This is a genomic window from Friedmanniella luteola (assembly GCF_900105065.1).
Classification (GTDB): domain Bacteria; phylum Actinomycetota; class Actinomycetes; order Propionibacteriales; family Propionibacteriaceae; genus Microlunatus; species Microlunatus luteolus.
In genome coordinates this window covers 1,111,185-1,124,531 of the sequence record NZ_LT629749.1, presented here as the reverse complement: position 1 = coordinate 1,124,531, position 13,347 = coordinate 1,111,185, and the positions used below count along the sequence as shown (strand labels likewise).

Below are 13,347 nucleotides of genomic sequence, written 5' to 3'. Positions count from 1 at the left end.
GCGGTCACGACTCCAGCTCCTTCTCCAGCTCGGACGCGTCGTCCGGGCCCGTCCCGATGTAGGCCTCGATGACCCGCGGGTCGGACTGCACCTCGGCCGGCGTGCCCTCGATCAGCGCCTTGCCCTGCACCAGGCAGAGCACCCGGTCGCAGAGGGTGAAGATGAACCGCATGTCGTGCTCGATCACCACGATGGCCAGCCCCAGGTCGCGGATCTTGAAGATCAGCTCCTCGGCCTGCCGGGTCTCCTGCGGGTTCATCCCGGCGGTCGGCTCGTCGAGCAGCAGCAGCTTCGGGTCCGTCGCCAGGGCGCGGGCGATCTCGAGGCGGCGCTGGTCGCCGTAGGGCAGGTTGCGGGCCAGGCTGTCCGTGGTGTGGCCGAGCCCGACGAAGTCGAGCAGCTCCTGCGCCCGCTGCCGGGTCGCCGCCTCCTCGCGCCGGAACTTGGGGCCCCGGATGATGGAGGTGAACGGTCCCGCGGACGTGCGGCAGTAGCGGCCGACCATGACGTTCTCGAGCGCCGTCATGTTGCCGAAGAGCCGGATGTTCTGGAAGGTGCGGGCCATGCCGGCCAGCACCACCTTGCGCGGCTTCGGCGGCAGCACGGCCCCGTCGAACACGACCCGGCCGCTGGTCGGCAGGTAGAGCCCCGTGAGGCAGTTGAAGAACGTCGTCTTGCCGGCGCCGTTCGGCCCGATCAGGCCCATGATCTCGCCGCGGTTGACCCGGAAGTTGACCGAGTCGACCGCCGTGAGGCCGCCGAACCGCATCGTCACGTCCTCGGCCACCAGCATGGCCTCGCCGGTCCGGCCGTCGGCCGGGGCCGTGTCCACCGCCGTCATGTCGTCGCCCCCTTCAGGGTGCTGGGTTGGATCTGGTCGTCGATGCGCTCGGCGAGCTCGTCGTCGTCCTCGTGGAACTCCAGCTGCCGTCGGCGGCTGGCGATCAGCCCCTCGGGCCGGAAGCGCATCATGACGATCAGCGTCAGACCGAACAGCAGCAGCCGGAACTCGCTGACGAACCGGAGCTTCTCGGGCAGCAGGATCAGCAGCGTCGCGCCGACCAGCACCCCGAGGACCGTGCCCATGCCGCCCAGCACGATGGCCGCCAGCAGGAAGGCCGACTGCAGGAAGTTGTACTGGTCCGGCGTCACCGAGACGTCCTGGTGAGCCTTGACCGACCCCGCGACGCCGGCCAGGAACGCGCCGCCCGCGAAGGCGAAGAGCTTGAGCCCGAAGACGTTGACGCCCATCGCCTCGGCGGCCTTCTCGTCCTCGCGGATCGCGACCCAGCCGCGCCCGATGCGGGAGTTGTTGAGCCGGGTGAACACCAGGATGATCAGCGCGATCACCACGAGGAGCAGGAAGTAGTAGTTGGAGAACCGGCCCAGCGGGATCCCCAGCAGCACGTGCGGGTCGCCGAAGTCGAACCCGAAGAGCTCGAGGTCCGGGATGGCCGGGATGCCGTTGGAGCCGCGGGTCAGGTTCGGGCCCGCCTCCCCGTCCAGGTTGATCATGGTGATCCGGAAGATCTCCCCGAACGCCAGCGTGACGATGGCCAGGTAGTCACCGGACACCCGCAGGGTCGGGGTGCCGATGATGAGGCCGAGGGTCGCCGAGACCAGGCCGCTGATCAGCACCACGACGATGAAGGGCGGGTGCCAGTCCAGCGTCGAGAACGCCGACCGGGAGAGGATGGCGGCCACGAAGGCGCCCGCCCCCAGGAAGGCGATGTAGCCGAGGTCCAGCAGTCCGGCGAGACCGACGACGATGTTCAGGCCCATGGCGGCCGCCGCGAAGATGATCACCTGCGTGGCGATCGACATGTTGGCGTCCGAGCCGTCCTGGGTGAACGGGAACAGGAAGGCCACCAGGAAGGAGGCCAGGATCAGGACCTTCCGGTGCCGCTGCGACACCGCGGACAGCCAGCCCATCACGCCGAGCGCGAAGAGCGCGGCGATCACGGTGCCGGCGAAGGCGATGAAGCTGACGAAGGCCCCGGCGTCGTCGGTGTCCAGCGCGTAGGCGATGCCGAACAGCGCGGCCGCCATCACCACGACGATGGCGAGCAGCTCGAGCCAGTCCCGGGTCTGCGCGGTGTAGAGCGTCGGGAGCGGGTCGGGGGCGACGAGCCGGGTGCCGGCGAAGGCCAGCAGCGCGCCCACGAGGGCGATCCAGCCGCCGTAGTTGACGTTCACGAGCCCGCCGAGCTCGGCGGCGATCGAGGCGACGATGAGGAGGGTGAACACCAGGGCGCCGGCCGCGGCCGCCCGGGCGGCACGCAGCCAGCCGACGCGGGGTCGTCCGCGGCGGGCCGGCAGGAACCGCGGGCCGAGCAGGCCGGCGAGGACGAGCAGCCCCAGGACCATGCCCATGACCTGCAGGGGCGAGGGGTTGCCGAGCAGCGTCATGCCGTCGAGGGCGTCGAAGCTGTAGGCCCAGGGCAGCAGGCCCGACACGACCAGGACAGCGCCGCCGACGAGGGCGAGGAGACGGCCACGGGACCCGTGCCGTTCCTGCAGCGCGGGGGTGACCAGCACGGGACGCCTCATGCCCGGTCCACCACCCTCGCACCGAGCAGACCTTGCGGACGGAAGACCAGCACGAGGATGAGCAGCACGAAAGCCCACACGTCCTTCCAGGCCGAGCCGCCGAAGGTGCCGGGGATGTACGAGGTCGCGAGCACCTCGACCACGCCGAGCACCAGGCCGCCCACGACGGCGCCGTTGATGTTGCCGATGCCCCCGAGGACGGCGGCGGTGAACGCCTTCAGGCCGGCGAGGAAGCCGATCTTGAAGTCGATGTTGGTGTAGCGCAACCCGTACGCCAGCCCGGCCACCGCGGCCAGAGCAGCGCCGAGCGCGAAGGCGACCATGATGATCTTGTCGACGTTGATGCCCATCAGGCGCGACGTGTCCGGGTCCTGCGACGTGGCCTGCATGGCCCGTCCCAGCCGCGTCTTGTTGACGAAGAAGAACAGGATCGCCGCGCACACGACCAGCGAGATCAGGGTGAACAGGGCCGCCCGCTGGATGACGACGCCCCCGGGGGTGAACGCCGGGCCGGTCACGACGTCGATCTGCGGGAACGAGATGGCCCGCAGGGAGTCCGGGAAGGTCGGGATCCGGCCGAAGAAGAGCCGGACGAACTCCTGGAGGAAGATGGAGACGCCGATGGCGGTGATCAGCGGGGCCAGCCGCGGGGCGTTCCGCAGCGGCCGGTAGGCGAAGCGCTCGGTGAGCAGGGCCACCCCGACGGCGACGGCGATGCCGCCGATGAGCATCAGGGGCAGCAGCCAGAGGCCGGTCGACCCGCTCTGCCGGCCGAGGACGAGCCACACGGTGAGCGAGCCGAAGGCGCCCATCATGAAGATCTCGCCGTGCGCGAAGTTGATCAGCTGGACGATGCCGTAGACGACGGTGTAGCCCACCGCGATCAAGGCGTACAAGGCTCCCAGCGAGAGGCCGTTGATCAGCTGTTGCAAGACGTCCACCCGTGCCCCCTTCCGTTGCGTGGTTGTCGTGTGCAGCCGCGGCGGTGTCCGCCCCGGACAGAGCACGAGGAGGCAGCGAGCACGTCGACTGCCTCCTCGTCTGGTGCAGGAGTGAGGAAGGCGGATGGTGCTGGGCACCGTCCGCCGCTCCGGACTAGCTACCGGTCTTGTCGGCCTTCCACTTGCCGTCCGTCACCTTGTAGACGGTGAGGATCTTGGTCGTGTTGTCCCCGAACTCGTCGAACGCGACGGGGCCGGAGGCGCCGTCGAAGGACACCTTGCCGATCGCGTCGATCGTGGCCTGCCGGGCGGACTTGGCGTCGGCGGCACTGGCCAGCGACACCTTGAGGCCGTTGATGATGGCGTTGGCCGCGTCGTAGGCGTAGGCGCCGTACGCCTCGTAGGGCTGGTCGTAGCCACCGGCCGCGTAGTCGGTCACGAACTGCTTGGCCGAGTCGAGGGTCTCGACCGGGGCGCCGACGGAGGTGGCGAGGTCACCCTCGGAGGTCTTGCCGGCCAGCTCGATGTAGCTGGGGGTGTACATGCCGTCGCCGCCCATGACGGGGACGTCGAGGCCGGCGGCCCGGGCCTGCTGCGCCAGCGGGCCCGACTGCGGGAACTCACCGCCGTAGTAGACGGCCTCGGGGCCGGCGCCCTTGACCTTGCTGATGACCGCGGAGAAGTCCTTGTCGTCCGGGTTGATCGTCTCGGCCTGGACGATGGTGCCGCCGCCCGACTTGAACGCGTCGGTGAAGGCGGCGACGAGGCCCTGGCCGTAGGCCTTCTTGTCGTGGATCGTGGCGACCTTCTTGATGCCCTGGTCGAGGAGGTACCGGGCCGCGAACGGTCCCTGCACGTCGTCGGTGGTGCAGGTCCGGAAGTAGCCGGGGTACGAGCGCTTGGGGCTGGCCGGGTCGGCGCCCTTGGTCAGCGTCGGGTTGGTGTTGGCGGGCGAGACCTGCGCGATGTTCGCGCCACTGAGGACGGGCTGCACCGACTGGGCGACGGAGGAGTTCAGGGTGCCGACGACGCCGACCACCTCGTCGTCCCCGGCCAGCTTGGTGGCCGCGTTCTTGCCGGTGTCCGGCAGGGCCTGGTCGTCCTGGGGGTCGATCTCGAGCGTCCAGCCCGGGATGGTGCCCTTCTCGTTGGCCTGCTTGACCGCCAGGTCGACCGCGTTCTGGATGCCGAGACCCAGTGCGGACAGGTCACCGGAGAGCGGGGCGATGACGCCGATCTTCGCGACCTTGGTCGCGGTCTCGCCGCTGCCGCCGGTCGCCTCTTCGGCCCGGGTCCCGCAGGACGAGACGGCCAGGACGGTCGCCAGCAGTGTGGCCCCCGTGAGCACGAGTTGCTTACGCACATTTCCTCCAAGTTGAGCTGCTACGTGGCGCAGGGTCCGTCCGGGCAGGGCCCGGCGAACTGGACGGAACCCTACGTCCGCCTCCCCCTGTTGAGGGCCCTGATCCCCTCGTGTTGCATGTTCGTTACCTGCCTGCGCGGTGGCGGGCGGGGCGCTACTTCTTCTTGCCGCCGGACCCGTGCTCGATGACTCCTTCGGCCACCTCGCGCATCGACTTGCGGAGATCCATAGCCGTCTTCTGGATCCAGCGGAAGGCCTCGGGCTCGGTGAGACCCAGTCCGGTCTGCAGCAGACCCTTGGCGCGGTCGACCGCCTTCCGCGACTCCAGCCGCTCGGTCAGGTCGCTGACCTCGGCCTCCACCGCCTGGATCTCGGCGAACCGGGCGCGCGCCACCTCGATGGCCGGCACCAGGTCGGACTTGCTGAAGGGCTTCACCACGTAGGCCATCGCCCCGGCCGCGCTGGCCCGGTCCACCAGCTCCCGCTGGCTGAACGCGGTCAGCATGACCACGGGGGCGATCCGCGCGGTGGCGATCTGCTCGGCCGCGCTGATGCCGTCCATCTTGGGCATCTTCACGTCCATCACCACGAGGTCGGGCTTGAGATCGGTGGTGAGAGCCACCGCCGCCTCCCCGTCGCCGGCCTGGCCGACCACCTCGTAGCCCTCTTCGGTGAGCATCTCGACCAGGTCCAGACGGATCAGGACCTCGTCCTCCGCGACGACCACGCGCGTCTTCGCACTGTCCGTCGTACCAACTTCTGCGTTCGTCACGCAGGACACCTTAGCCAGGCCGTGTTACGGGTTTGTCGCGGTCGAGCCCGCCGGAGGACGCCGGAACGGTCCGTCCCGCTGTGGCAGAATGAGGCGCTCCCGCGTCGGCCACGGCCCGCGCGCTCCCCTCGCCGGGGTGGCGGAAGGGTATACGCGGACGGCTCAAAACCGTCTGTCTGCAAGGACATGGGGGTTCGAATCCCCTCCCCGGCACCAGATCGTGCACCGCGCTGCGTGGGTCATCTCCGCCGGCGGTGCGGACCACGAGGGCGCCCCGCCTGCTCGGGCCCCAGCGCGGCTTCGTGCCTGGGTGCCGGGGGTCGAACCTCCTGGTCTGCGAGGCTCCTCGGCCGCGACGAGCAGAACGCCCCCGGTCCCTGACGGGACCGAGGGCGTTCAGCGATCTGATCACTGCCGGGGCACACGGATCGGGCGCCCCTGTCGAGAGGAGGAGGGCGTGAACACGCTTTTCCGTTCACGCCCGACGACGTCGACAGGGGTCACGGCCCGATCCGCGTCCGAGCGGAGCGAGGACAGAATTACAGCGGAGCGCCGATCCGCCGCACCCGCACCATGTTGGTGTGCCCGGCGACGCCGGGAGGTGAGCCGGCGACGATGACGACCCGCTCGCCCTCGGCGATCATGCCGGTCTCGATGAGGGCCTTGTCGACCTGCCGGATCATGTCGTCGGTGTGGTTGACCATCGGGACCAGGAAGGACACGACGCCCCAGCTGAGGGTCAGGGCCGCCTGGGTCTGCTCCACCGGGGTGAAGGCCAGGACGGGGATCTCGGAGCGCAGCCGGGCCAGCCGGCGGGCCGAGTCGCCCGAGTGGGTGAAGGCCACGAGGAACTTGGCGTCGATCCGCTCCCCCACCTCGGCCGCGGCCTTGGTGATGACGCCGCTGGTGGTGTGCGGGTCCCAGTCGATGTCCTGCATCTGCTCCTGGCCGTGCGCCTCGGTGGTCGAGACGATCCGGGCCATGGTCTCGACGGTGACCACCGGGTACTCGCCCACGCTGGTCTCGCCGGAGAGCATGACCGCGTCGGCGCCGTCGAGGACGGCGTTGGCGACGTCGGAGGCCTCCGCGCGGGTGGGGCGGGGTGCGGAGATCATCGACTCGAGCATCTGGGTGGCCACGATGACCGGCTTGGCCCAGCGCCGGGCTGCGGTGACGATCCGCTTCTGGACCAGCGGCACGTCCTCGAGCGGCAGCTCGACGCCCAGGTCGCCGCGGGCCACCATCAGCGCGTCGAACGCGTCGATGATCTCGTCGAGGTTCTCGACGGCCTGCGGCTTCTCGATCTTGGCGATGACGGGGACGCGACGTCCCTCCTCGTCCATGATCTGGTGGACGATCTCGACGTCCTGCGCGCTGCGGACGAAGGACAGCGCGACCATGTCGACGCCGTGCCGCAGGGCCCAGCGCAGGTCGTCGCTGTCCTTCTCGCTCATGGCGGGGACGCTGACGGCCACCCCGGGCAGGTTGATGCCCTTGTTGTTGCTGACCGGACCGCCGACGATGACCTCCGTGACGACGTCGGTCGCGGTGACCGAGGTGGCCTGCAGCATCAGCCGGCCGTCGTCGATGAGGATCCGGTCGCCCGGGTTCACGTCGCCGGGCAGGCCCTTGAAGGTGGTGGAGCAGCGGGTCACGTCACCGGCGATGTCGTCGACGGTGATGGTGAAGGTGGCGCCGACCTCGAGCACCTCCTTGCCGCTGGCGAAGCGGCCGAGGCGGATCTTCGGCCCCTGGAGGTCGGCCAGGACGCCGACCGGACGACCGACGGCGGCCGCGGCCACCCGGACGTTCGCCAGGTTGGCCTCGTGGTCGGCGTACTCACCGTGGCTCATGTTCAGACGGGCGACATCCATGCCGGCCTGGACCAGCTCGATGAGGCGCTCGGGCGCTGAGGACGCAGGCCCCAGCGTGCAGACAATTTTGGCTCTACGCACGGCCTGACCCTAGCCGGACCCCCTGGGCCCGGCGAGACCAACCGGGGCACTGGTCCGTTGCGCGGTCGCGTCAGGCGGCGCGGACGACGTCGAGCGCGTGCTGCAGGTCCGCCGGGTAGGGCGAGGTGAACGCGACGGGCTCGCCGGTGGTCGGGTGCACGAACCCGAGCCGGACGGCGTGCAGCCACTGCCGCTGCAGGCCGAGCCTGGCGGCGAGCACCGGGTCGCCACCGTAGGTGGGGTCGCCGGCGCAGGGGTGCTTGATCGCCGCCATGTGCACCCGGATCTGGTGGGTGCGACCCGTCTCCAGCGTGACCTCGAGCAGCGTGGTGCCGACGAAGGCGTCCAGGGTCTCGTAGTGGGTGACGCTGTGCCGGCCGCCCTCGACGACCGCCATCTTGTAGTCGGCGCCGGGGTGCCGGCCGATGGGGGCGTCGACGGTGCCCGTGAACGGGTCCGGGTGGCCCTGCACCAGCGTGTGGTAGGTCTTGTCGACCGTCCGTGACTTGAAGGCACGCTTGAGCACGGTGTAGGCGCGCTCGCTCTTGGCCACCACCATGAGCCCCGACGTGCCGACGTCCAGGCGCTGCACGATCCCCTTCCGCTCGGGCACACCGGAGGTGGAGATGCGGAAGCCGGCCCCGGCCAGGTGCGCCAGCACGTCCGGGCCGTCCCAGCCCACGCTGGGGTGGGCGGCGACGCCGACCGGCTTGTCCACCACCACGATGTCCTCGTCGTCGTGCACGATGCCGACGCCCTCGACGGTCCGGGGGACGACGCGAGCGGTGCGCTCCTCCTGGTCGTCCAGCTCGACCTCGAGCATGGCACCGCCCAGCACGCGGTCGGACTTGGCGACGGTCGTGCCGTCGACCCGGACCTGACCGCGACCGATCAGGTCGGCCGTCCGGCTGCGCGAGAGGCCCAGCATCCGGGCGACGGCTGCGTCGACGCGCTCCCCCTCGAGCCCGTCGGGGACGAGGACCACGCGGGTCTCAGGCATCCTCGACCTCGCGCCGCGGCCCGTCGTCGACGACGGCCCGGCCGGCCGACGGGGCGGTGGCCGCCGACTGGGCGGGGGTGGCCCCGCGCGGGTAGCGCTCGCCGCCGATCCCCACGTTCTTGACCACGGCCAGCACCATGATCAGCACCGCGGCCGCGGTGATGCACATGTCGGCCACGTTGAAGATGGGCCAGTGCGGCAGCTGCAGGAAGTCGACGACGTGGCCCCGCAGCGGCCCCGGCTGCCGGGCGAACCGGTCGACGAGGTTGCCCGCCACGCCGGCGGAGAGCAGCCCGAGGGCCACCGACCAGGCCGGGTGGCCGAGCTTCGGGACCAGGCGGGCGACGACGAAGACCAGCACCGCGCAGGCGGCGAGCGCGAACACCGGGGTGATCCCCTCCCCGGTGCTGAAGGCGGCGCCCGGGTTGCGGATCAGCAGCAGGGTCAGCAGCCCACCGAGCAGCGGGACCGGCCGGCCCGGCTCGAGCTGGCCGACGGCGACGACCTTGGTCACCACGTCGAGGACGAGCCCGGTCAGGGCCACGACGGCGAACAGCCCCCGCAGCCGGCGGCGGTGCGCCGCCGTCAGGACGGGGGCCGCGGGCTGCGGCGGAGGCGCTACCGTCGCTCCTCGCGCTGCTTGCACTTCACGCACAAGGTCGCGCGGGGGAACGCCTGCAGACGCCCCTTGCCGATGGGCTGGCCGCAGTTGTCGCAGCTGCCGTAGGTGCCCAGCTGGATGTGCCGCAGGGCCAGCTTGGACTGGTCGAGCATCTCGCGGGCGTTGTTGGCCAACGACATCTCGGCGTCCCGCTCGAAGTTGGCGGAGCCGACGTCGGCGGGGTCGCGGCCGGCGCCCTCGGTGCCGTCGCGCAGCAGCCCGACCAGCTCGGCGGTGGAGGTCGCGAGCTGCTCGCGGAAGCGGACGATGTCGGCCTCGAGCACCTCGATCACCTCGGCGAGCTCCGCCTCGGTCCAGGGGTCCTCACCCTCGCGCACCGGCAGCTCGGCGGCGTTCGCAGCCTCGACGTGGTCGGCGATCACGGTCTCGTTGACCGGGAGTGCGTGGATCGCGGGGGCCTGCCGCGCACCGGTGCGGGTCGTGGTCGCAGCGCCGTCGCCGGCGGTGGTCGCCTTGGCGGTTGACATGGGGTTCCCCCTGAGGGTTGGAGTGACGCAGAGACAGTAGGCGGTGATCGGCCGCAACTCAATGTCCGGAGGACCCGCGGGACCACCGGAGGGCGAAGAATCTGCTGAGCGGGACACCGGGCAGCGCACAGGGCCCGTGGTTCCGGGCCGTGTGCGTGCCGGGGTCAGCGCTGGTCGCCGAGCAGCGCGTCCAGGCGCGGGGTGTCGCTGCTGGTGGCCGATCCCCCACCGGCGGTGGGGGCGTCGTCCGCGGCCGGGTCGGCCCCCGGCTCCGCGCCGTCGGCGGCGGACGCGCCACCGGTGGTCCGCGGAGCGGTCGGGGCGGCGTCCAGCGCGGCCGGCGGGTCGGCCGGCTCCTCGTGGCCGCTGGCGAGCACCTCGATCTGGCTCTGCAGGTGGCGGGTGAGGTTGCTGCGGTAGGTCGCCTCGAAGCTGCGGAGCGCCTGCACGGTCGCGGTGAGCTCGTCGCGCTGCTTCTCCAGCTCCCCGAACATCTGGGTGCGCCGCGTCTCGATCTCCCGGTCGAGCGACTCCGCGCGGCCCAGCGCGTCGGCCTGCAGCCGCTCGGCGTGGGCGCGGGCCTCGGTCTCGACCTTCTGGGCGCGGGCGTGGGCCTCGGACGTCTCCTCGGCGGCGGCCGTCGAGGCCTGCTCGCGGATCTGGGCGGCCTCGGCGGCGGCCTCGGCCACCAGCCGCTCGGCCTGGTCCGTCGACAGCTCGACCAGCCGGACGACCGCGGAGCTGGCCTCCTTGCTGGCGGTGACGACGAGCCGCTCGACGGGCTGCGCGGGGGCGCTGACGACCGGCGCGGGAGCCGTGCCGGGGGCCGGGCTGCTGGCGGCCGGCTGGCGCTCGGCCACCACGGGCTTCGCGTCCTCGGCGGGCGTGCTGGCGGCCGAGCCGGTCGACTTCAGCGACTCGACCTGCTTCTTGAGGTTCCGGTTCTCCTCGAACAGCTGCTCGAAGGTGGCCTCCACCTCGTCGACGAACTCGTCGACCTCCAGGACCTCGTAGCCGGACTTGCGGGCCATCCGGAAGCGCTTGTTGCGCACGTCGTCCAACGACAGAGTCATCGTCCACCTCGCGATCTCACAGGGGCGCTGGGCAGGTTCACCCAACCGGGTCACCCTACCGGCTGGCTCCGGGGATCACGCAGCAACGGGCCGCGCCGGGCGCGGCCGGGTCACAGACCGAAGAAGACCAGCGCGACGACCCGCATCAGCAGGCTCACCAGGATGAACAGCCCGATGAAGGCGAGGTCGAGCATGACCGTCCCGATCCGGACGGGGCGCAGCACCTTGCGCAGGGCGCGCAGCGGGGGGTCCGTGACGGAGTAGACGAACTCGGCGGCCACGAGGAGGGGGCCGCGGGGCTCCCAGTCGCGGACGAGCACGGGGACCCAGGAGAGGATCATCCGCGCGAAGAGGAACACGAGGAAGATCCTCAGCACCACGAGGATGAGCGATCCGACGATTACCACGGTGAGGAACCCTGTTCTGCTACGGCCAGTCGAGGTCGAGCGGCACTCCGTTGCTCCCAGGGTAGGCCCCCGGGCAACGGGTGGCACGGGTGCGCGCCGGCCGGGCGGACCGGACCGGCCGCGGCCGGCTCAGCTCTGGTTGAAGAAGCCCCCGGCGGCGATCCGCTCCTTGTCCTCGGCGGTCACGGTGACGTTCTGCGGGGACAGCAGGAACACCTTGCTGGTGACGCGCTCGATGGTGCCGCGCAGGCCGAAGATCAGCCCGGCGGCGAAGTCGACGAGACGCTTGGCGTCCACGTCCTCCATCTCGGTCAGGTTCATGATCACCGGGACGCCGTCGCGGTAGTGCTCGCCGATGGTCCGCGCCTCGTTGTAGGTGCGCGGGTGGACGGTGATGATGCGGGACACGTCGGCCGTCCGGGGGGTCGGGTTGGGCGCCGGGGCGGCGCTCGGGATCGAGACGGGGGTGGAGCCGTGGGCCGCCGGCGGGGTGGTGCGCCGGGTCTCGAGGGGCGTGACGCTGGCGGGCCGCTTCTCCTGCGCCCCCAGCAGCTCCTCGCGGCTGATGCCCTCGGTGCGCTCCGTGGCGTCGGCGTCGTCGTAGTCCGCGTACCGGTCGTCGGTGACCAGACCCAGCCACGCGGCTGCCCGCTTCAGTTTCTCCGCCATGTGGTCGTCCTGCCTCTGCCGTCTCGAAGGTGCTCGTGCTGGACCAGCCCTCGCGGGCCGGTCGGGTGGGGGACGGGTCCGGCGTCGCCGGCCGGGTCCCCCGCGTCGCTGCCGCCGACGCTACCGGCCGGTGGCCGCGAAGCGAGCCAGGTCCTCCCCGACACGCGGGTCCACCCCGGTCCGCCGGACCGGGGTGGGCGCGCCGCCGGGCGACCGGCTCACTTCATGAAGTCGGGGATGTCCAGGTCGTCGTCGTCGGCCGGACGGGTCGACCGCGGGGCGGCCGCCTGCTGCTGCGGCGTCGGCCGGAACACGGGTGCACCGGCGGGGCCGGTGGGGGCGTGGCCGGCGGGCGCTGCGGCCGGGGCCGGCTGCGGGGCGGGGGCGGGGGTCGGGGCACCGCCGTTCTGCGGGGCGGTGGGCGCCGGGCCGCCGCCCGGGCGCGCGCCCTGACCGCTCGGTCGGAGGTCGGCGTTCCGGCTGATGCCCGGCTGCCGGCGCGGCGGCTGGCCGCCCTCGAAGCCCGCCGCGATGACCGTGACCTTGACCTCGTCGCCGAGGGCGTCGTCGATGACCGTGCCGAAGATGATGTTCGCGTCCTCGTGCGCGGCGGCCTGGATCAGGTTGGCCGCGGCCGAGACCTCGAACAGGCCGAGGTCGGAGCCACCGGCGATCGAGAGCAGCACCCCGCGGGCACCGTCGATGCTCGCCTCCAGCAGCGGGGACGAGACGGCCATCTCGGCCGCCGCCCGGGCGCGGTCCTCGCCCCGGGCCGAGCCGATGCCCATCAGCGCGGACCCGGCGTTGGACATGACCGCCTTGACGTCGGCGAAGTCCAGGTTGATCAGGCCGGGGGTGGTGATGAGGTCGGTGATGCCCGAGACACCCTGCATCAGCACCTGGTCGGCCTGCTTGAAGGCGTCGAGGATGGCGATCTGGTGGTCGACCATCTGCAGCAGCTTGTCGTTCGGGATGACGATGAGGGTGTCGACCTCTTCGCGGAGGCCGGCGATGCCGGACTCGGCCTGGGTGGCGCGGCGCTTGCCCTCGAAGGAGAACGGCCGGGTGACCACGCCGATGGTCAGGGCGCCGAGGGCGCGGGCGATGCGGGCGACGACGGGCGCCCCTCCGGTCCCGGTCCCACCCCCCTCGCCGGCGGTGACGAAGACCATGTCGGCGCCCTTCAGCGCGTCCTCGATGTCCTGGGCGTGGTCCTCCGCGGCCTGGCGGCCCTTGTCCGGGTCGGCGCCGGCCCCGAGGCCGCGGGTGAGCTCGCGGCCGATGTCCAGCTTGACGTCGGCGTCGCTCATCAGCAGCGCCTGGGCGTCGGTGTTGACGGCGATGAACTCGACTCCCCGAAGTCCGGCCTCGATCATCCGGTTGACGGCGTTGACGCCGCCGCCGCCGACCCCGACGACCTTGATGATGGCCAGGTAGTTCTGTGATGCAGAGACCACGGGTATTCCGC

At 71.5% G+C, this 13,347-nt stretch carries 12 protein-coding genes, 1 tRNA gene and 1 pseudogene; 1 reads left to right on the top strand and 13 read right to left on the bottom strand.

Features of this window, described 5'->3' with window-relative positions:
* Nucleotides 1–4: 4 nt before the first annotated feature.
* The 5 genes from BLT72_RS05340 to BLT72_RS05320 form a co-directional block, all read right to left on the bottom strand.
* Nucleotides 5–841 (bottom strand): ABC transporter ATP-binding protein, encoded by an 837-nt coding sequence (locus BLT72_RS05340; protein WP_091410817.1) that lies wholly within the window; start codon nucleotides 839–841, stop codon nucleotides 5–7.
* Entirely contained in the window at nucleotides 838–2,550 is a 1,713-nt protein-coding gene (locus tag BLT72_RS05335) for a branched-chain amino acid ABC transporter permease (RefSeq protein WP_091410814.1), read from the bottom strand. Before BLT72_RS05335 ends, BLT72_RS05340 begins: the two co-directional genes overlap by 4 nt.
* On the bottom strand, nucleotides 2,547–3,491 hold the full coding sequence (locus BLT72_RS05330; protein WP_091410812.1) for a branched-chain amino acid ABC transporter permease: 945 nt from the start codon (nucleotides 3,489–3,491) through the stop codon (nucleotides 2,547–2,549). The genes BLT72_RS05335 and BLT72_RS05330 overlap by 4 nt, the downstream gene beginning before the upstream one ends.
* Nucleotides 3,492–3,645: 154 nt before the next feature.
* A complete protein-coding gene (locus BLT72_RS05325) occupies nucleotides 3,646–4,854 on the bottom strand; it encodes a branched-chain amino acid ABC transporter substrate-binding protein (RefSeq protein WP_231930360.1) in 1,209 nt (402 codons plus the stop codon).
* 154 nt (nucleotides 4,855–5,008) lie between these two features.
* Nucleotides 5,009–5,626 carry an ANTAR domain-containing response regulator gene (locus tag BLT72_RS05320; protein WP_091410807.1) on the bottom strand — a complete coding sequence of 206 codons (618 nt, stop codon included), beginning with the start codon at nucleotides 5,624–5,626 and terminating at the stop codon, nucleotides 5,009–5,011.
* A gap of 130 nt (nucleotides 5,627–5,756) precedes the next feature.
* On the opposite strand from BLT72_RS05320, the gene BLT72_RS05315 reads away from it, so the two are divergent.
* Nucleotides 5,757–5,842 (top strand) — tRNA-Leu (locus tag BLT72_RS05315).
* Nucleotides 5,843–6,165: 323 nt separating this feature from the next.
* Here the strand turns inward: BLT72_RS05315 and pyk are convergent.
* The 8 genes and pseudogenes from pyk to ftsZ form a co-directional block, all read right to left on the bottom strand.
* On the bottom strand, nucleotides 6,166–7,581 hold the full coding sequence (gene pyk / locus BLT72_RS05310) for a pyruvate kinase (RefSeq protein WP_091410805.1): 1,416 nt from the start codon (nucleotides 7,579–7,581) through the stop codon (nucleotides 6,166–6,168).
* 70 nt (nucleotides 7,582–7,651) lie between these two features.
* Nucleotides 7,652–8,581: an RluA family pseudouridine synthase gene (locus BLT72_RS05305; protein WP_091410802.1), complete on the bottom strand. Its 930-nt coding sequence runs from the start codon at nucleotides 8,579–8,581 to the stop codon at nucleotides 7,652–7,654.
* The gene (locus BLT72_RS05300) at nucleotides 8,574–9,227 is read right to left on the bottom strand and encodes a signal peptidase II (protein ID WP_231930358.1); all 654 of its coding nucleotides are present in this window, start codon (nucleotides 9,225–9,227) and stop codon (nucleotides 8,574–8,576) included. The genes BLT72_RS05305 and BLT72_RS05300 overlap by 8 nt, the downstream gene beginning before the upstream one ends.
* Nucleotides 9,200–9,652 carry a TraR/DksA family transcriptional regulator gene (locus tag BLT72_RS05295; protein ID WP_231930562.1) on the bottom strand — a complete coding sequence of 151 codons (453 nt, stop codon included), beginning with the start codon at nucleotides 9,650–9,652 and terminating at the stop codon, nucleotides 9,200–9,202. The genes BLT72_RS05300 and BLT72_RS05295 overlap by 28 nt, the downstream gene beginning before the upstream one ends.
* 242 nt (nucleotides 9,653–9,894) lie before the next feature.
* On the bottom strand, nucleotides 9,895–10,803 hold the full coding sequence (locus BLT72_RS05290) for a DivIVA domain-containing protein (protein WP_091410797.1): 909 nt from the start codon (nucleotides 10,801–10,803) through the stop codon (nucleotides 9,895–9,897).
* 110 nt (nucleotides 10,804–10,913) lie between these two features.
* Entirely contained in the window at nucleotides 10,914–11,210 is a 297-nt protein-coding gene (locus BLT72_RS05285) for a YggT family protein (RefSeq protein WP_091410795.1), read from the bottom strand.
* Nucleotides 11,211–11,339: 129 nt separating this feature from the next.
* Nucleotides 11,340–11,624 (bottom strand): annotated as a pseudogene (locus BLT72_RS23475) (cell division protein SepF); the annotation flags it as partial.
* A 473-nt stretch (nucleotides 11,625–12,097) separates the two neighbouring features.
* Nucleotides 12,098–13,336: a cell division protein FtsZ gene (ftsZ, locus tag BLT72_RS05275; RefSeq protein WP_091410791.1), complete on the bottom strand. Its 1,239-nt coding sequence runs from the start codon at nucleotides 13,334–13,336 to the stop codon at nucleotides 12,098–12,100.
* Between the last annotated feature and the right edge of the window lie 11 nt (nucleotides 13,337–13,347).